At 66.2% G+C, this 19597-nt stretch carries 12 protein-coding genes; 2 read left to right on the forward strand and 10 right to left on the reverse strand.

Translation table 11 applies throughout. From position 1 onward, the window contains the following. Positions 1 to 354: 354 nt before the first annotated feature. From ACETK3_RS17525 to ACETK3_RS17535, 3 genes are read right to left on the reverse strand one after another with little or no spacing between them, the layout of a single operon-like run. Entirely contained in the window at positions 355 to 4047 is a 3693-nt protein-coding gene (locus tag ACETK3_RS17525) for a 1,4-alpha-glucan branching enzyme (protein ID WP_373993264.1), read from the reverse strand. A gap of 1 nt (position 4048) precedes the next feature. Next, a complete protein-coding gene (gene treS, locus ACETK3_RS17530) occupies positions 4049 to 5842 on the reverse strand; it encodes a maltose alpha-D-glucosyltransferase (RefSeq protein ID WP_373993265.1) in 1794 nt (597 codons plus the stop codon). Further along, a complete protein-coding gene (locus ACETK3_RS17535) occupies positions 5839 to 7881 on the reverse strand; it encodes an alpha-1,4-glucan--maltose-1-phosphate maltosyltransferase (RefSeq protein ID WP_236821981.1) in 2043 nt (680 codons plus the stop codon). The genes treS and ACETK3_RS17535 overlap by 4 nt, the downstream gene beginning before the upstream one ends. 191 nt (positions 7882 to 8072) lie before the next feature. Here ACETK3_RS17535 and glgP point away from each other — a divergent pair, with 191 nt between their 5' ends. After that, the gene (glgP, locus tag ACETK3_RS17540) at positions 8073 to 10691 is read left to right on the forward strand and encodes an alpha-glucan family phosphorylase (RefSeq protein ID WP_306971688.1); all 2619 of its coding nucleotides are present in this window, start codon (positions 8073 to 8075) and stop codon (positions 10689 to 10691) included. Between the two features lie 62 nt (positions 10692 to 10753). After that, positions 10754 to 12541 carry a thiamine pyrophosphate-requiring protein gene (locus tag ACETK3_RS17545; RefSeq protein WP_236801113.1) on the forward strand — a complete coding sequence of 596 codons (1788 nt, stop codon included), beginning with the start codon at positions 10754 to 10756 and terminating at the stop codon, positions 12539 to 12541. A gap of 36 nt (positions 12542 to 12577) precedes the next feature. On the opposite strand, the gene ACETK3_RS17550 is transcribed toward ACETK3_RS17545, so the two are convergent. The 7 genes from ACETK3_RS17550 to ispD all read right to left on the reverse strand — a co-directional run bounded on the left by ACETK3_RS17550 (position 12578) and on the right by ispD (position 19553). Continuing rightward, positions 12578 to 12934 carry a barstar family protein gene (locus ACETK3_RS17550; RefSeq protein WP_236801112.1) on the reverse strand — a complete coding sequence of 119 codons (357 nt, stop codon included), beginning with the start codon at positions 12932 to 12934 and terminating at the stop codon, positions 12578 to 12580. 7 nt (positions 12935 to 12941) lie between these two features. Beyond that, the gene (locus ACETK3_RS17555; RefSeq protein ID WP_237429854.1) at positions 12942 to 13430 is read right to left on the reverse strand and encodes a ribonuclease domain-containing protein; all 489 of its coding nucleotides are present in this window, start codon (positions 13428 to 13430) and stop codon (positions 12942 to 12944) included. A 52-nt stretch (positions 13431 to 13482) separates the two neighbouring features. Beyond that, positions 13483 to 15588, reverse strand: a complete 2106-nt coding sequence (glgX, locus tag ACETK3_RS17560; protein ID WP_306971678.1) for a glycogen debranching protein GlgX — start codon at positions 15586 to 15588, stop codon at positions 13483 to 13485. 102 nt (positions 15589 to 15690) lie between these two features. Then, positions 15691 to 16680, reverse strand: coding sequence for a 23S rRNA (guanosine(2251)-2'-O)-methyltransferase RlmB (gene rlmB / locus ACETK3_RS17565; RefSeq protein ID WP_236801106.1), 990 nt, complete (start codon positions 16678 to 16680; stop codon positions 15691 to 15693). Positions 16681 to 16788: 108 nt separating this feature from the next. Beyond that, positions 16789 to 18252 carry a cysteine--tRNA ligase gene (cysS, locus tag ACETK3_RS17570; RefSeq protein ID WP_306971676.1) on the reverse strand — a complete coding sequence of 488 codons (1464 nt, stop codon included), beginning with the start codon at positions 18250 to 18252 and terminating at the stop codon, positions 16789 to 16791. A gap of 21 nt (positions 18253 to 18273) precedes the next feature. Then, a complete protein-coding gene (gene ispF / locus ACETK3_RS17575) occupies positions 18274 to 18774 on the reverse strand; it encodes a 2-C-methyl-D-erythritol 2,4-cyclodiphosphate synthase (RefSeq protein ID WP_236821247.1) in 501 nt (166 codons plus the stop codon). After that, positions 18771 to 19553 (reverse strand): 2-C-methyl-D-erythritol 4-phosphate cytidylyltransferase, encoded by a 783-nt coding sequence (gene ispD, locus ACETK3_RS17580; RefSeq protein WP_236801101.1) that lies wholly within the window; start codon positions 19551 to 19553, stop codon positions 18771 to 18773. The genes ispF and ispD overlap by 4 nt, the downstream gene beginning before the upstream one ends. Positions 19554 to 19597: the final 44 nt, after the last annotated feature.

Here is a 19597-nt window from a genome sequence, read left to right on the forward strand (position 1 = left end):
ACATTACATAATCGGTATCAACAAACTTGGCACACTATTGAGTTCTCAAACAACAGACACACCCGGCACCACCCAAACCAACGTTCAGGATCGCTCCGGAGCAACTTTTCAAACTTACCCGCTGGCATCCTGCGTGTCAAACCGGCGTCCGCGACCATCCTCAGCATAAGCTTTAGGGGATCGTGTTTTCCGTCTGACTCCGTGGAGCAGCGCGGAAATAAACTGTACCACCACTCTTCCGGGATTGCCACTCCACCCTGGACGGACGTCCTCCAAGCAGCTGAAAGGCCCGGAATCACGCGGATTCCGGGCCTTTCGCTCACTCAGAACCGGCTTGTTCAACGCCGGGCGGGATCACTCAGCCGATGCTGATCCCGGCTTGAAGTAGGACGCACCAAGCGGCGGCAGCGTAACGGTCAAGGTGGCCGGCTGGCCGTCCTGTCCATGGTCGGTTGCCTTCAGTTCGCCTTCGTTCAGGACGCCCGATCCGCCGTACGTGGTGTGGTCCGTGTTGAGGACCTCGGTCCAGGCGCCGGCCGACGGGACGCCGAGGGTGTAGCCAACATGTGGGGCGCCGGAGAAGTTGATAGCGCACACGACCGGGTTGCCGTCGGCATCCCACCGGATGAAGGACAGGACGTTCCGGTCTGCATCGCCGCCGTTGATCCACTGGAACCCGGCGGGAACGTTGTCCTGCGTGTAGAGGGCCGGAGTGGATGCGTACAACTCGTTCAGGTCCTTGGTCAGCAACTGCAGTCCCCTGTGTGCAGGAATGTCCGCGAGCCACCAGTCCAGGCCGTGCTGCTCAGACCATTCGCCCTCCTGGCCAAATTCGGTGCCCATGAAAATGAGCTGCTTGCCGGGGTGCGCCCACTGGTAGGCAAAGAAGGCGCGGAGGTTGGCCAACTGCTGCCAGCGGTCGCCGGGCATCTTGCGGACCATGGAGCCCTTGCCGTGCACTACCTCGTCGTGGCTGATCGGCAGCAGGAAGTTCTCCGTGAAGGCATATACCAGGGAGAAGGTCACCGTGCCGTGGTGCCACCTGCGGTTGTAGGGGTCCTCGGAGATGTACTTGAGCGAATCGTGCATCCAACCCATGTTCCACTTCAGGCCGAAGCCCAGGCCGCCGTGGCTGGTGGGCGCGGTAACGCCGGGGAACGCAGTGGATTCTTCCGCGATCATGACAGCGCCCGGGTGGGTCTTGTACACGGTGGCGTTGACTTCCTGCAGGAAGGAGATGGCTTCCAGGTTCTCCCTGCCGCCGAAGCGGTTGGGCCGCCACTGGCCTTCCTGCCGGGAGTAGTCCAGGTAGAGCATGGAGGCCACCGCGTCCACGCGCAGGCCGTCGATGTGGAACTCCTCCAGCCAGTAGAGGGCGTTCGCCACCAGGAAGTTCCGGACCTCGGAGCGGCCAAAATCGAAAATGAGGGTGCCCCAGTCGGGGTGTTCGCCCAAGGCGGGGTCGGAGTGCTCGTACAGCGGCTCCCCGTCGAACCGGGCCAGGGCCCAGGCATCCTTGGGGAAGTGCGCCGGCACCCAGTCCAGCAGCACGCCGATGCCGGCCTGGTGGAGGGCGTCCACCAGGTAGCGGAACTCATCCGGGTGGCCGAACCTGGACGTAGGGGCGTAGTAGGACGTGACCTGGTAACCCCAGGAACCGCCGAAGGGGTGCTCGGCGACGGGCATGAATTCGACGTGGGTGAACCCGAGCCACTTCACGTACTCCACCAGTTCCTTGGCGAGCTCCCGGTAGCCGAGGCCAAGGCGCCAGGATCCCAGGTGCACCTCGTAGACGCTCATGGCGGAGTTGTGGGGGTCGCGGTTGGCCCGCGCTTCCATCCATTCGTTGTCCTTGAAGGCGTACGACGGCTCCACCACCCGGGACGCGGTCAACGGAGGAACCTCGGTGCCGAACGCCAGGGGGTCGGCCTTTTCAACCCAGTAGCCGCCCCGTGTCAGGATCTCAAACTTGTAGCAAGCCCCTGCCGTAACGCCGGGAATGAAAACTTCCCAGACACCGGAGGAACCCAGCGAGCGCATGGAGTTCTCGCGGCCGTCCCACGCGTTGAAGTCGCCCTTGACGCGGACTGCCTGCGCATTGGGAGCCCACACGGCAAACGACACACCGTTGACGTCGCCCAGCGATGACTTGTAGTGCTGGACGTGGGCGCCGAGCACCTTCCACAGCTTCTCGTGCCGGCCTTCGCCGACGAGGTGCAGGTCCACTTCACCCACGGTTGGCAGGTAGCGGTAGGGCTCGTCAACCGTCACCGGTTCCTTGCCCGGGTAGGTCACCGAGAGCCGGTAATCCGGAACGTGTCCCTGCTCCATTGGTTCCAGGACCGCAACCCACACGCCGTGGGCCTCATGCTGCATGGGAACTTCACCGGCCTGGGTGACCACGGTGATTGCTTCGGCGAGGTGCTTCACGGTCCGGATGGTGACGTGGCCGTGGTCGTCCAGGTGCGCGCCCAGGACGGAGTGGGGGGCGTGGTGTTCACCGTTCGCGATCCTGCCCAGGGTGCCTTCATCCACGTGCAGGGGCACCCCCGGGCGGTCAGTTCGTGCTGAGCCTGTCATTTTGTTACCTTCCGATGCTGCACCGGCGGAGCCGCCGGCACCATTACTGCCCAGGAGCCGCCTGGAGGCGTTTACAGGAATCGCCACCCAGTCGGGCCTGTTCCGCATTTCATAAACAACTTCGTACAGCGCCTTGTCCAGCCACAATGCCATAAACAGCGGTGAGGTCCGATCCACCGTGCCGGGAATGACCCCGGCATACCCTGCCAGGAAAGCATCGGCGCAGTCGTCCACCCATGTGTCCGGGACCTGCGCGCCGTCCTGTTCGCGCTGCGCTGCTCCGGCTGCGTAGTCGAAGGACCGGAGCATCCCCACGACGTCGCGCAGGGGGACGTCCGGGACGTTACGTTCGGCAATGGGCCGCAGCGGCTCACCCTCGAAGTCCAGGATGGCCCACCGCGACTCGTCGCCGGACTGGCCGGTCACCAGGAGGATCTGGCCCAGGTGCAGGTCGCCGTGGATGCGTTGCAGCGGCCCGGCCGGCGTTTTGTCCAAGTTGGCCAGCAGCGCGTTCAGGGCATCGTCGTAAGGCCCGACGGCGGCACGGGCTTCAGCCCAGGCGGTGCGGACACGCTGGGCAACGGCAGGTCCTGCCTCCTTGCCGGGTTCAGGCTGGGCTGATTGCCCCAAAGCCTCCGCCAGGCGCTTGTGCACTGTCGCCGTTGCCGCACCAAGGGCCCGGGCTTCTGCCGTAAAGTCCCTGCCCGAGCGCGCGGCGTCCACCGCCAAGCGCCAGGCGTCCCGGCCGCCGGCGAGGAACTCGTGGGCCACGGCAAGCTCACCCTGGACATACCTGGTACCGGAGCCGGCATTACCCTCGGCTCCTTGCCCCAGCCACTCCCCCCTGACCCAGCCAAGGGTGGCTGGGACCTCGGCGGTGCCGGCCTTCGTTAGGGCGGCACCCACTTCAATCTCAGGGTTGGTGCCGTCCGAAAGCACCCGGAAGAATTTCACCATGGCGGCCGATTCGCCGTCGTCCACCATGACGGAGCTGTTGGACTGCTCGCCGGAGAGCACCTTCACAACGCCCTTGGCGGTGGGCAGCCGGTAAGGACCGTCAACCCGGAACCCCCTGGCGGTGCCGCTGGCGGCTTTCTCCTCCTGCCGGATTAGTTCCAACCACGCGCCCAAGAAGTCGGGGTCGTGCACTGCGTCGTAGACCCAGGGGCGGGTGGGATCCATTCCCGCCGCGTTGCCCACCAGGGCCCGCTCCATCCCGCCTGCCGGTGCCGGCCGGAAGCTCAAGGGAACCTGGACCACGGCCGTCCGTACGCCGCCGTCGGGCCCCTCCGTGGTGACATTGAGGAGGAACACGGCCAGTGCTGCATGTCCGCTGGGGTCGGTCAGCCCCAGGCTGCCTGCCTGGGAGACATCGAAATCGGGGGTTTTGACGGGAAACCACCGCTGCTGCGGCAGCCATTCCTTGAGCAGCGCGGTGAGGGCGGGAGTGAGGATTGGCTGATTCATCTCAGTTCTCTATCGACAGGATGGGCATGGCCTGGGTGTAGGGCGACGACGGGTTGGAACCAGCCGAGCGCAACCGGAGCCAGAAGAAATCGTGGCTTCCGATGGTCAAGGTGAGGCTGCCGTCGTCGCCGATGCCAGGGAAGATCTGGCCGCCGAAGACGTCGCGGAGCCCCCGCCCGGCATACTCGGGGATACGCAGTGTGGCAGCCACCGGGTGCTGGGAAAGGTTGAAGGCACAAAGGATGGTCTCGGCGTCGGCACCGGCAGGATTGCCGGCCGGCAGCTCCCTCAGGTACGCCAGGACAGCGTCGTGGTCTGCTTCCACATGTTTGAATCCGCCCAGCCCAAAGGCGGGGTGGTTCTTGCGGACGCTGAGGATCTGCCTGGTCCAGCGCAGGAGGGACCCTGAATGTGCGGCCTCCGCTTCCACGTTGGCCATGCCGTAGTTGTAGACCAGCGATTGGATGGGCGGCAGGTACAGCTTTCCGGGATCCGCGTGGGAGAAGCCGGCGTTGCGGTCCGGGTTCCATTGCATGGGTGTGCGGACGGCGTCGCGGTCCTCGAGCCAGATGTTGTCCCCCATGCCGATTTCGTCCCCGTAGTACAGGAACGGGCTGCCAGGAAGCGAGAGCAGCAGTGCGTTGATCAGCTCGATCTCGGCCCGTGAGTTGTCCAGCAGCGGTGCCAGCCGCCGCCGGATGCCAATGTTGGCGCGCATGCGGGGATCCGGCGCGTACCACCCCAGCATGGCCGCCCGCTCATCGGCGGTGACCATTTCCAGGGTCAGTTCGTCGTGGTTGCGGAGGAACGTTCCCCACTGTGCGCCCTCGGGGATGTCCGGGGTATCGCGCATTGTTTGGATGATAGGCGCTGCCTTCTGGTCCCGCAGGGCGTAATACAGGCGGGGCATGATGGGGAAGTGGAAAGCCATATGGCATTCGGGCTCCTCCGCGGTCCCGAAATACTCCACCACCTCGTTGGGCGGCTGGTTTGCTTCGGCGATGATCACCCGGCCGGGATAGTTTTCATCCACCATGGCCCGCAGGTCCCGGAGGAACTCATGCGTTGCCGGCAGGTTCTCGCAGTTGGTGCCCTCCTCCTCGTAGAGGTAGGGGATGGCGTCTGCCCGGAAACCATCGATTCCTTGGTCCAGCCAGAACCGGACCACGTCGAAGACGGCGTCGATCACCGCCGGATTCTCGAAGTTCAGGTCCGGCTGGTGGCTGAAAAACCGGTGCCAGAAGAACTGCCGGCGGATGGGATCGAACGTCCAGTTCGATTCCTCCGTGTCCACGAAGATGATGCGGGCGTCCTGGTACTTCTCGTCGGTGTCGCTCCAGACGTAGAAGTCGCCGAAGGGCCCGTCCGGGTCCTTGCGGGATTCCTGGAACCAGGGGTGCTGGTCCGAGGTGTGGTTCAGCGGAAGGTCGATGATCACCCGGACGCCGCGGGCGTGGGCCTCTGCCACCAGGCGCTTGAAGTCGCTGATGGTGCCGAACTCGTCCAGGACGGAGTTGTAGTCGGAAATGTCATAACCGCCGTCCCGCAGCGGCGACTGGAAGAACGGGGGCAGCCAAAGGCAGTCAACGCCCAGCCACTGCAGGTAGTCCAACCGGTCGATGAGTCCGGAGAAGTCCCCGGACCCATCGCCGTTGGCATCCGCAAAGGCCCGCACAAGTACTTCGTAGAACACTGCCTTGCGGTACCACAACGGGTCATGCTGCAGGCCGGGCGCATTTAGCTCGAACGTGCTCTTTGGGGTGAAGTGGCCGGAACTTTGCGGATTGAAATTCACTGATGCATTCTCCTCACGCTGAGGATGTGGGCGGGCTCCACGTGCGGATCCAGGCGCACGTAGTTGTACTCGCCCCATTCCCAGCTTTGGCCGGAGATCAGGTCATCCACATAGAAGCCGCCGCCCGGTGTAAGGTCCTGCGGGTCCAGTTCCAGGGCTGCCAGGTCCAGCGCCACGCTGCATTCCTTGGTGACGTGCGGATCCACATTGACCACCACGATGATGGTGTCCTTGGAGCCATCGGGCAGCGTCTTGTGCTTGGAGAAGACCACAGTGGACTCATCCGTGCTCTGGTGGACCGTCAGGTTCTGCAGGTCCAGCAGCGCCGGGTGGTCCCGCCGGATGTGGTTCAGCCGCGTGATGTACGGGGCCAGCGAGCGCCCTGATTCCGCGGCCGCATCCCAGTCGCGGGCCTTGTATTCGAACTTCTCGTTGTCGATGTACTCCTCCGCCCCGGGCCGGGCCACGTGCTCGAACAGTTCGTAGCCCGCGTAGACACCCCAGAGTGGGCTGCCCGTGGAGGCAAGCACCGCCCGGATCCGGAACGCCGCCGGTCCCCCATATTGCAGGTATTCAGTGAGGATGTCGGGGGTGTTGACGAAGAAGTTGGGGCGGAAGAAAGCCGGGGACTCGTGGCTGACTTCGTCGAAGTACGACTCGATTTCCTTCTTGGTGTTCCGCCAGGTGAAGTAGGTGTACGACTGCTGGAAGCCTGCCCTGCCCAGTGCGTGCATCATGGCGGGCCGGGTGAAGGCCTCGGCGAGGAACACCACGCCGGGCTCCGTTTTATTCACTTCGGCAATAAGCCATTCCCAGAACCAGACGGGTTTGGTGTGCGGGTTATCCACGCGGAAAATCTTTACGCCATGGCTGACCCAGAGCAGCACAATCCGCAGAATTTCCTGCGAAAGGCCTTCCGGGTCATTATCGAAATTGAGCGGATATATGTCCTGGTACTTCTTTGGCGGGTTTTCCGCGTAGGCAATGCTGCCGTCCACGCGGGTGGTAAACCATTCCGGGTGGGACTGCACCCAGGGGTGGTCCGGGGCGGCCTGGAGCGCGAGGTCCAGGGCTACTTCCAGGCCCAGCTCGTTGGCACGGGCCACGAAGGCGTCGAAGTCCTCAAAGGAACCGAGGTCGGGATGGATGGCGTCGTGGCCGCCTTCCTTGGCTCCGATCGCCCAGGGCGAGCCGGGGTCGTTGGGGCCCGCCACGAGCGTGTTGTTGGGACCCTTGCGGTGCTGCAGTCCGATGGGATGGATGGGCGGCATGTACAGGACGTCGAATCCCATGGCGGCCACGGCGTCGAGCCGTTTTGCCGCGGTGCGAAAGTTCCCTGAGGTCCAGGTGCCGGTGTTGTGGTCCTTGACGGCGCCTTCGGACCGGGGGAAGAACTCGTACCAGGCGCCGCGGCCGGCACGGTCCCGCTCCACCAGCAGCGGGTATTTCCGCGACACGGTCACCAGTTCGCGGATGGGCTGGCGGGCAACGATGTCCGCGATTTCCGCGCTGAACCCGGCCCCGAGGCGTTCCTCGGTGCCGCGGGACTGGTCCGCGAGGACGTCCGCGGCACGCTGCAGGGCTGCCCGGTCAACGTCGTCCCGGAAGTCCTCCGCGGCGGCTTCGCCAAGCAGCTTGGCACCCTCCGCAAGCATGAGTTCGACGTCGATGCCGGCGTCGATCTTCACTTCAGCGTTGTGGTGCCAGGTGCCGTAGCGGTCGTGCCAGGCTTCGATGACGAAGGACCAGTTTCCGGTTTCCGACGGCGTGAGGATGCCTTCCCAGCGGTCGGTCCCCATTCCGCGTTCCCCGCGGGGCGGCGCAAGCCGGACGCGCTGGCGCTCTGCACCGGACGGGTCCAGCAGCACTGCGCTGACGCCGAGCATGTCATGGCCTTCGCGGAAGGCGGTGGCGCCCACCACGATCCCCTCGCCGGGCAGGGCCTTGGCCGGGAACTTGCCGTCCTCAACGACAGGCTGCACGGCGGTGATGGGAAAACGTCCGAACCGCAGGCCCTCCGTGATTCGGCGCTGGGGCATTTTGGTGGATGCTGCACTGGTTCCTGAGTTAGTCGTCACAGGCTTGACGTTAGCGAGAAATGAGCAGGATTGCTAAGCCTGCTCACTAAATCTGCCGTGCCGCGGCCCAATTTCTTCATGCCCCTGTCATTTACCCAAAAGAAACCGAAAGCTGGTTCCGGCCGCGCATGTTGTCGGTTAGTGTGACGCAGGTGAAGGCAATCCGCAGGTTTACGGTCCGTACAGTCCTCCCTGAGCCCATTCGGCCGCTGGCCAGGCTGGCCAGCAATTTGCGGTGGTCCTGGCACCGCCCTACCCGGGAACTTTTCGCCGGCTTGAACCCGCGCCTCTGGGAGGAGAGTGGGCAGGACCCCATCGGTTTCCTGGGGATGGTCAGTCGCGAGGAGTTCCAGCAGCTCGCTGCGGACCAGTCCGTGGTGGAGCGGGTGCGCGCCGCCGAAAAGGACCTTGACCGGTACCTTGAGGAGCCGCGCTGGTACCAGGGGCTGGGCGCGGATGCTCCCGCCTCCATTGCCTACTTCTCGCCCGAGTTCGGCATCACTGAGGTGCTTCCGCAGTACTCGGGTGGCCTGGGCATCCTCGCCGGCGACCACCTCAAGGCAGCCTCGGACCTGGGCGTCCCCCTCATCGGGGTGGGCCTGCTCTACCAGGCCGGCTACTTCAAGCAGTCGCTCTCCCGCGATGCCTGGCAGCAGGAGACCTACCCCGTCCTGGACTCGGACGGCCTCCCCCTCACCCTGCTCCGGGAGCCCTCCCCGGACGGCAACGGCAAGGCCCTGCAGGTCTCCCTCCCCCTGCCCAACGGCCGGCGCCTGCTGGCACACATCTGGCGGGCCGACGTCGGACGCGTGCCCTTGCTCCTCCTGGACTCCAACGTTCCCGGCAACGACGATGCCGCCCGCAGCATCACCGACCGGTTGTACGGCGGCGGCGGCGACCACCGGCTGCAGCAGGAGCTCCTGCTGGGGATGGGCGGGGTCAAGGCCCTGCGCGCTTTCCAGAAACTGACCGGCTGCGCGGCCCCGGAAGTGTTCCACACCAACGAGGGCCACGCCGGGTTCCTCGGAATCGAGCGCATCCAGGAACTGATGTCCGGCGAACAGGCACTGACCTTCGACGAAGCGCTGGCCGCCGGCCGCGCCTCAACCGTGTTCACCACCCACACGCCGGTCCCGGCCGGCATCGACCGGTTCGAAATCAACCAGATCAGCCACTTCTTCCAGGCCGGGCTGGCCCCCGCGGTGCCGGTGGACCGGATCCTGGAACTCGGCCGGGAAAACTACGCGGACGGAAACCCCTCCGTCTTCAACATGGCCGTCATGGGCCTGCGCCTGGCCCAGCGCGCCAACGGCGTGGCCAAGCTCCACGGTGAGGTGTCCCGCGGCATGTTCTCGGCGCTGTGGCCGGGCTTCGACCACTCGGAGGTGCCCATCACCTCGGTGACCAACGGCGTCCACGTGCCCACGTGGGTGGACAGCCGCATCTCCAAGCTGGCCCGCGACCAGTTCGGCAGCGAGGCTGAAGCGCTGGGCAAGTGGGACCTCGCCTACAACGTCAGCGACGCCGATGTCTGGGCCCTGCGCCGGGAGCTGCGGGCGGCCCTGGTGGAGGACGTCCGGCGCAGGCTGCGTGCCGCATGGAAGAAGCGCGGCGCCGCCGACGCCGAGCTGGGCTGGACCGACAACGTCCTTGACCCGGACGTGCTCACCATCGGGTTCGCCCGCCGTGTGCCCACGTACAAGCGGCTCACCCTGATGCTGCGCGAACCTGCCCGGCTGAAGGCACTGCTCCTGCACAAGGAACACCCCATCCAGCTGGTCATCGCCGGCAAGTCCCACCCCGCCGATGACGCCGGCAAGAAAATGATCCAGGACCTGGTGCGTTTCTCGGATGATCCGGAAATCAGGCACCGGATCGCATTCCTGCCCAACTACGACATCGCCATGGCCAGGACCCTGTTCCCCGGCTGCGACGTCTGGCTGAACAATCCGCTGCGGCCTTTGGAAGCCTGCGGCACGTCAGGCATGAAGGCGGCACTGAACGGGTCCCTGAACCTGTCCGTCCTGGATGGCTGGTGGGACGAGATGTACGACGGCGAGAACGGCTGGGCCATCCCCACCGCCAACAACGACGCCTCGCCGGAGGAACGCGACGACATCGAAGCTGCCGCGCTCTACGAGCTGCTGGAAACGCAGGTGGCTCCGCGCTTCTACGGGAGCACGGTCTCTGAGGGCGCCGGGGCTGCGGGGCCGTCGACCACCAGGAGCGAAACGGTGCCCACCCACTGGGTGTCCATGATCAAGCACACCCTGTCCCACCTGGGGCCGCAGGTCTCGGCCGAACGCATGCTCCGGGACTACGTGAACACCCTGTACCGCCCCGCCGCGGATGCAGGCCGCAGCGCCACCGCCAACTCCTACGCCCAGGCCCGGGCGCTGGCGTCCTGGTCGGCAAAGGTCCGCGGCGCGTGGCCGCAGGTGCATGTGGAGCATGTGGACTCCGTGGGCGTTTCCGAGGACCCGCAGATCGGCGACACCCTGCAGGTCAACGCCTACGTGGCCCTGAACGCGCTCACCCCCGAGGATGTCTGCGTGGAGGTGGCCTACGGGCGGGCGGAAGAGAATGACACCCTGGCGGACATCACCATGATGGAAATGCAGGTGAAGGAGGACCTGGGCAACGGCCGCCATCTGTTCAGCGGTTCCCTGGTGATTGACCGCTCGGGGCCGTTCGGCTACACCGTACGGGTCCTGCCGCGGCACGAAGCACTGGCATCCAAGGCCGAGCTGGGACTGATCGTCAACGCTTAGCCTCCGGGTCTGATGGGTACGGTTCCTGGCAGGCAGGCCAGGAACCCGACCCAGGAGGACCAATGACCGAACGTACGGTGGCCGATGTAATTGTGGAGCGCCTCACCACGTGGGGTGTGGACCGGGTCTTCGGCTACAGCGGCGACGGCATCAACGGGTTCATGGGCGCCCTGCGCCGCACCGAGGGCCGGGTTGAGTTTGTCCAGGCGCGGCATGAGGAGTCCGCGGCGTTCATGGCCGTGGGCCATGCAAAATACACCGGCGGCGTAGGAGTGGTCACCTCCACCCAAGGCCCCGGCGCCGTCCACCTGCTCAACGGGCTGTACGACGCCAAGCTGGACGGCGTGCCGGTGGTGGCCGTCGTGGGGCAGCAAAGCCGCACCGTGCTGGGTTCTGCCTACATGCAGGAAATCGACCTCATGGCGCTGTTCAAGGACGTTGCTTCCCAGTTCGTGCAGCAGGTCAGCACGGCGGAGCAGGTGCCCATGGTGCTGGACCGGGCCTTCCGGACGGCGAAGGCCACCTCCTCCCCCTGCGTGGTGATCATCCCGCACGACGTTCAGTCCGAGCCGGCGCCGGAGCTTGAACAGCAGCACGGCATCGTGGTCACCGCCCCGTCCTGGAGCGCCGCAGCCAAGACGCCGCGCGAAGAGGACCTTGCAGCCGCGGCCGTCCTGCTCAACTCGGCGGAACGGGTGGCGCTCCTGGTGGGCCAGGGAGCAAGGCACGCGCGCGAGGAAGTAGTGGCGATTGCCGAGAAGCTTGGCGCTGGAATCGCCACCAGCCTGCTGGGCAAGCCCTACGTGGATGAGACCCTGCCCATCGCGGTGGGAACCATGGGACACCTCGGCACCACGGCCAGCGCGCACCTGCTGGGCACCTGCGACGCCCTCCTGATTGTGGGCTCCAACGATCCCTGGACCGAGTTCTATCCGCCGCCCGGTGCGGCCCGTACCGTCCAGATCGACATCGACGAAAAGAAGATCGGCAACCGCTACCCCGTGGAGGTGGGCCTGGCAGGCGACGCCGCTTCAGCCCTTGACGCCCTCAACCAACGGCTGGAACACCGTCCGCGGACCCCGTGGCGCTCCGAGGTGGAGGAAGAAGTCAGCCGTTGGCGCATCCTGGCTGCAGACCGCGCCGCTGTCCCCGCCAGCCCTGTCAACCCGGAACGTGTGGTGCGCGAGCTCAATGGCCGGCTTCCCGAAGACGCCTTGGTGAGTGTCGACGTCGGGAGCTGCGTGTACTGGTACGCCCGCCAACTGACGCTCCCCCAGGGTGTCCCTGCCCACCTCTCCGGGACCCTCGCCAGCATGGGCTGCTCCATCCCGTACGGCATCGCTGCCAAGCTGGCCCACCCGGACCGTCCGCTGCTGGCCCTGGCCGGGGACGGCGCGATGCAGATGCTGGGCGTGGCCGAGCTGGTCACGGTGGCGCACCGCTGGCGCCAGTGGCAGGACCCGCGGTTCGTGGTGTGCGTCTTCAACAACCGGGAGCTGACCGAGGTTACCTGGGAACAGCGCGAGTCGGAGGCGGAGCCGCGGTTTGCGGCGAGCCAGGAATTGCCCGATTTTCCCTTTGCCGGCTACGCCGACCTGCTGGGGCTCAAAGGCATCCGGGTCGAGGATCCGGAGCTTCTTGCAGAGGCGTGGGACCAGGCCTTCGCCGCGGACTGCCCCGTGGTGATCGAGGTGCTGACCGACCCCGAAGTCCCGCTTCTCCCGCCCTTCCCGGCAGGGCGGGAAAAGGCGGAAAGCATGCGGAAGGGCTTGGCGCAGGAGGACGACGGCGGCAGGGCCTCGGCACTGCTGGACACCTATGTTTCGCACGAGGAGCGCCCGCAGGGCTAGTGCTGGCGGCGCGGGGTTAGGGCATCAAGGTCTGATTCAGAGCAGCACTGCCGTGACGGCAAGGTCCTTGCCCGCGTACCGTTCGGCATCCTGCAGGATTTCGCAGATGATGCCGAACGACCGGTCGCTGCGGAACGGGGCGGCCACCTGCCACAGCACCGTGACGGGCGGATTGCCGTTGTCGGTAATGCTGTCGGCGAAGTCGTGGAGCGAGTCGTTCAGGGCATCGAGGTTCACGCCATAGTGTTCGGGAAAGCCCAGGACCTCGCCGAAGGTTTCCAGGACCGCGCGCTTGCTGTCCGCCGGCGGGACCACCACGCTGCGGCGCCCGGCGTCGGCAACCTGTTCCTGCAGTTCTTCCAGGGTCCAGGTGTCGCCGGAGAAGATTTTCATGGTTGTGCTAACTGCCTTCCGCTATGTACTTGAACGTTGCGTAGTGGTCCCCCGTGTAATACTTCTCGCCGCCGTTCCCTGCCACGATGCGCCGGGCGCCCCGGTCCCCTTCGCCGGGCGTGGGGACCGTGTATTCGCGGTAGTAGCCCCGGTCCCTGACTGGCAGGACGCGCTCGAAGTTGCCGAAGACCTGGTCATCCTGGCTGTACGGGTACGGGCCGCCCGCGCGGATCAGCGCCAGCACCCTGCGGCCTTCGACCGGGAGCGAGGACTCCCTGATTTCGGGCAGGCTGGACGGGTTGGCAGCGCGGTGGGGCGCAGACTGCTTCGCCGCCCCGGACGCAGCCGCGCCGCCCGGAGGGGACGCCTGGCTGGAAGCCGTTCCCGGCGTCGTACTTTCCGTCTGCCCGCCCAGTAGCCCGGCCCCGCCGAACGCCACCATGGCCAGCACCACCAGGGTGGTGATGAGCAAGGGAACGATGGAGCGGTTGCGCATTCGGGGTACCTGCCGGCTGGTCCTGGTTGTTCTGGGGCTGGGTAGTTTCTGGCTACGTGCGGTAGATGTTGATGGAGTTGGCCTCCGCGAGGTCCGTTTTCCCCGACGGCACCTGTATGCCCTGCCGCTCCTTGTGGCGCGGTGAGGTAGTCAGCCGAAGCTCGAACAGGCTGGGGGCCGGCCTCCCTGTGTTCGGAAGGGTGACCTGCACGTCCGAGGCGCTGCCGTTGACCACCACAAGGCCAGCAAGGTCGCCGCCGTCATCGCCGAGCAGCAGCTGCATGACACGTTGCTGCGGATCATTCCAGCGTTCGGCGGACATGGGCTGCCCGTCCTGGTCGAACCAGTACAGATAGGACTGCTCGTCCCGGACCGGGAAGTCGTGGGGCTGGGCGGCCAGGAACTCTTTGCGCAACCGGATGTACCGCTTGGTGCTGCGCAGCATTTCGTGTGCCTCCGGCGAGAGCGTCCAGTCCAGCCAGGTGATGTGGTTGTCCTGGCAGTAGGCGTTGTTGTTGCCCTGCTGCGTCCTTGCCAGCTCGTCTCCGGCAGTGATCATGGGCACCCCCAGCGAGACCATCAGCGATGCCATCAGGTTGCGCCTGGACTGGGCCCGCTTGGCCAGGATCGCACCGTTCTCGGTAGGGCCCTCCACACCGTGGTTGTAGCTGCGGTTGTCCCCGTGCCCGTCCCTGTTCTCTTCGCCGTTGTCCTCGTTGTGCTTGCGGTCGTAGGACACCAGGTCGTTCATGGTGAAGCCGTCGTGGGCGGTAACAAAGTTGACCGAGGCCAGGCGCGAACGGCCGGAGGCCTGGAAGAGGCCTGCGGAACCGGACAAGGCGTCCGCCAGCTTGGCCATGGTCCCGCCGTGGCCGCCGGAATCGATCGCCGCCCTGTCTGCCAGCCAAAAGGTCCGCACTGCGTCCCGGAAGTGGTCGTTCCAGTCCACCCACCCGGGCGGGAACTGGCCGGTCTGCCAGCCGCCGTAGCCAATGTCCCAGGGTTCGGCGATCAGCTTGACCTCGGACAGGACGGGATCGGCGGCGACGCCGGTGAGGAAGGGGTGCTTGGGGTCGAATTCGTTCGCCGCATTGCGGCACAGCGTGACAGCCAGGTCAAAGCGGAAGCCGTCGATGTGGAACTCGTCCACCCAGTAGCGCATCGAGTCAGTCACCAGCTGGACCACCTTGGGTTCAGCAAAGTTGAGCGAGTTGCCGCAGCCGGTGGTATCGACGAACTTGCCGTGGCCGTCCACCCGGTAGTACGTGTCCTCCCCCAAGCCCTTAAAGCTTAGGACCGGCCCGTCCTCTCCGCCTTCCGCGGTGTGGTTGTAGACGACGTCGAGGATGACCTCCAGCCCGGCGGCGTGCAGCGCCTTGACCATGGCCTTGAACTCGTCCTGGACAGCCTGGGCACCGGCTTCCTGGGCAGCCTGGGTGGCGTATCCCGGGTGGGGGGCAAAAAAGGCAGCGGTGTTGTAGCCCCAGTAGTTGCTGAGGCCCAGGTCCTGCAGGTGCGGCTCATCGATGTGGAAGTGGACTGGCAGCAGCTGGACAGACGTGATGCCCAGGCTGGTGAGGTGCTCGACGACGGCAGGATGCGCCAGGCCGGCGTAGGTGCCCCTCAGTTTTTCCGGCACATCCGGGTGCAGCATGCTCTGGCCGCGCACATGGGCTTCATAGACGATGGTGTTGCGCCAGGGAAGACTAAGGCGTTCATCGGTTCCCCAGTCGAACTCGGTGGCGGTGCGGACACTGGTGAGGACGCCGCCGCGCTGGTCGATTCCCCTGCCGTACGGGTCCAGCAGGAGGGGCTGCCTGCCCGAACCGTTCCCGTTGCCCGGGATAAGGGCCGGCGGCAACGGCGGGGTGTCCGATGACGGACGGAAGCCGTAGCGCGAGCCGTAGGGCATGTCCTCAACGATGCCGTGGTGGACGCCTTTTGTGATGTTGGCCAGGGTCTGGATCCGCCACTGGCCGCCCGGAGGGCAGTAGACGATGTCCAGGCTGGAGACGGCCGGCGCGAAGCAGGCAACGTTGGCCCGTCCGCCCGTGTGGTGGCGGGTGCCGCCGGAATCCGCGCGCGGAACGCTCACCCCAAGCGGAGCAGCCGTGGAGGCGTCCATGGCGGATGTTGTGTCGAAAAGCGGCATGACCATCACCTAAATAGTAGCGGTCAGCAGCACTTGACCAGCCCGGACACCCCTGCGGCGCCGGCAACCTGCCCGGGATCAAGTCCCGGAGAAACCATCCCGCCGAAACTATCCCGCGGCGCGCTGGCGTGAGACCTCGTACAGCGAGATGCCCACGGCCATCGAGGCGTTGAGCGACTCCATGGCGGAATCGATGGGGATGGAGACAATCTGGTCGCAGTTTTCCCGGACCAGGCGGCTCAGGCCCTTTCCTTCCGAGCCCACCACGATGCACACCGGTTCGGTGGCCAGGGTGAGGTCCGGCAGCGAAACGTCGCCGTCGCCGTCGAGCCCCAGCACGAAAATGCCCATGTTCTTGAACTGCTTCAGGGCGTTGTTCAGGTTGGAGGCGCGGGCCACCGGGACGCGGACTGCGGCGCCGGCGCTGGTCTTCCATGCGGCGGCGGTGACGCCCACGGAGCGGCGCTCGGGCACGATGACGCCGTGGCCGCTGAACGCGGAGACGGAGCGGATGATGGCGCCCAGGTTCCGGGGGTCAGTGATGCCGTCCAGGGCGACGAAGAGCGGGGCGTTGGCAACGTGCCCCTTCTTCCACTTCTCCACGGTTTCTTCGGCCAGTTCGTAAGCGTCCTGGTACTCGTAGGGCGGGATCTGCAGCACCAGGCCCTGGTGGACGGCGTCATCCGTCATCCGGTCCAGCTCGGGCTTGCCGGTCTCCATCAGCGGGATGCCGCGTTCGGCGGCAAGCTTCAGGGACTCCTTGACGCGGTCGTCCATCTCGATGCGGATGGCCACGTGCAGTGCCTTGGCGGGGATGCCGGCGCGGAGGGCTTCAACCACCGAGTTGCGTCCGGTGACCACTTCCTCGGTGGCGCGTCCCTTGGGGCCGGATTTGGCGGCGCCGGCGCTGCGGGCACCGGTACCGCGCTTCGCGGCGGACCGTTCGGCGAGCTGCCGTGCCTTGTGGGCCTTGTGGTAGACGCGGTCCTCGGCCTTGGGCGTGGGGCCCTTGCCTTCGAGGGCCTTGCGGCCGTGGCCCCCGGTTCCGACGGTTGGGCCCTTCTTCGCTTTCACCGATCGGCGACCATTGTTGGCCATGATGTTCCACCCTTGATTGTGCTGACTGAGTCTGCATACCAGTCTACTGACCCGAAAAAAATCGGGGCTGGCCGCCGGTGAGTGGGGTTCAACCGGGCTGGGCAGGGTTCAGTCGCGCTTGAGGCTCCAGGTGGCGCCATCCGGGCCGTCCTCCACCACCACGCCGGCCTGGTTCAGGGTGTCCCGGATGGCATCGGAAGCCGCCCAGTCCTTTTCGGCGCGGGCAGCTGCGCGCGCTGCCAGTTGGGCTTCCACGAGGACCTCCAGCGCCTCGGCCTCCCGCGTGTTCACGGCTGCGGACCCGGCGACGGCGTTGAGGCCCAGGACGTCCGTCATGAGGACCACTGCGTGCATCGCATCCCGTGCGGCGGCGTCGTCACCTTCCGCCAGGGCAGTGTTGCCGGCCCGGACCGTCTCGTGCAACGCCGCCAGGGCGCGGGGAACGTTGAGGTCGTCGTCCATGGCTTCGCAGAATGCGTCGATTCCGGAGGAGGGGCCGTGGTTGCCATCGGCGATCCCGGCGTCGCCGCCGAACCGTGCCGCGGCCTTGGCCAGGAACCCGTCTATGCGTTCGACGGCGGCCGCGGCCTCCTGCAGCGAGGTGGGCCGGTAATCCAGCACCGAGCGGTAATGCGCCTGGCCAAGGTAGTACCGCACCACGCGTGGCGGGGCCAGCTCCAGCATCTCGGCAGGGCTGATGGTGTTGCCGATGGACTTGGACATCTTCTCGCCCTGGTAGGTCACCATCCCGTTGTGCATCCAGAAGTTGGCAAACGAATGGCCGGCCGCCTGCGACTGCGCCATCTCGTTTTCGTGGTGCGGGAAGCGCAGGTCCAGGCCGCCGCCGTGGATATCGAAAGCAGTGCCGAGGTACTTGGTGACCATAGCGGAGCACTCAAGATGCCAGCCCGGCCGGCCCGTGCCCCAGGGCGAGGCCCAGCTGGCGGTGGCCGGCTCTCCTTCCTTGGAGCCCTTCCACAGCGCAAAGTCGCGGGGGTCCTTCTTGCCGCGGGGATCGGCGTCGGGCGCTGCCTGCATGTCGTCGATGTTCTGCCGGGTCAACGCACCATACCGGTCCCAGGAGCGGACGTCGAAGTAGACGTCACCGGAATCGTCAAGGGCAGGGTAGGCGTGGCCGCGCTCAATCAGCTGCTGGATCAGGGCGTGCATCTCGGGGATATGCCCGGTGGCCCGAGGTTCGTAGGTAGGGCGGGAAACGCCGAGGGTGTCGTACGCCTTCAGGAATTCACGCTCGTAGCGGTACGCCAGCGCCCACCACTCTTCGCGGGGGACCTCCCCCGCTTCCGGGCTGAAGTCCGGCGCGAAGGAAGCCTCAGACTTGGCCAGGATCTTGTCATCGATGTCCGTCACGTTGCGGACGACGGTGACCCGCAGGCCCCGATACTGCAGCCAGCGCGTCAGCTGGTCGAAAGCGATGGCGGAACGGATGTGGCCCACGTGCGGCATGCCCTGGACGGTGGCCCCGCAGTAATAGAGGCTGGCCTTGCCCTCGATGAGGGGGACGAAGTTCCGGACTTCGGCGGAGGCAGTGTCATAGAAGCGCAGGGTCACCGCTCCAGACTAGCCGATGGCTTAGGACTGCTGCGGGTACACCAGGGCGGTGGCTACCGCGGAGATGCCCTCTCCACGTCCGGTGAAGCCCAAGCCGTCGCTGGTGGTTGCCGTGACCCCCACATGCGCGCCCGCCGCTTCGCTGAGGACTCTTTGGGATTCCTCCCGGCGGGGCCCGAACTTGGGCCGGTTAGCCACGAACTGCACCGCAACGTTGCCGATCTCGAAGCCGGCTGCCCGGACAATCCGGGCTGCCTCGGCCAGGAGGGTGGCACCGGAGGCGCCGGCAAACTCGGGCCGGTCCGTGCCGAAGTGCGTGCCAAGGTCCCCGATGCCGGCGGCGGAGAACAGCGCGTCCGCGGCAGCGTGCGCCACGGCATCACCGTCAGAGTGCCCGGCGAGGCCGCGTTCTCCGGGCCAGAGCAGGCCACCCAGCCAGAGCGGGCGTGGGGCGTCGTGGGGGGCGTAGGCATGGACGTCGATTCCCACGCCGGTCCGCGGGAGGACCATGTCGTGGCTCATCCTTCCACCCACCGGGCTCCGAGCGGGCCTTCCAGGAGGCCTTCGGCGAAGATCAGGTCCAGCGGAGTGGTGATTTTGAGGGACTGCGTTGATCCGCGGACCACGTGGACGGAAGTGCCGAGCATTTCAACCAGCATGGCGTCATCGGTGACAGCCGCGGACTGTTCCTCGTCCAAGGACTGTGCCGCCTGGTGGCCCTGCAACAGGGTGTCGATCCTGAAACCCTGGGGCGTCTGGACCGCGCGCAGTTCCTCGCGGCGGGCAGTCCCGGTAACAACCTCGGGGGCGAAAACCGCGCCCTCCCCCGCGGTGGCGGCTACGGTCTTGACCGTGTCCACGACCGGAAGCGCGGGAATGACGGCATCTGCACCGGCGGCCAGCGCGTCGGACACACGGTGGAAAACCGACTCAGGTGTCAGTGCGCGCGCGGCATCGTGCACCAGCACCGCCTCGATCCCCTCCATCAGGGCAGCGATGCCGGCCCGGACGGAGTCAGCCCTGGTGGACCCGCCTTCGACAAGGCTCAGGAGGGGACCGCCGTCGGCGAGTTCTCCGCGGAAGTCGTCGCACAGCTGGCGCAGGCCCTGGTCCCCCGCGGGCAAGGCGACGCACACCTGCGTGGCAACCCCGGACGCGACGATGCCGCGCAGGGAATGCATCAGGATCGGCTCGCCGCCAAGCGGCACGGCCGCCTTGGGCATGCCATAGCCGAGGCGTTGCCCGGAACCTGCGGCCACCAGGATGACGGCTGTGACCAGGCGCGGAGGTGATTCACTCATGCGGACTAGCCTACGACGCCGGCACTTCCGGCGGGTGCGCGGGC

This window comes from Arthrobacter sp. E44 (assembly GCF_041877125.1).
GTDB lineage: Bacteria > Actinomycetota > Actinomycetes > Actinomycetales > Micrococcaceae > Arthrobacter.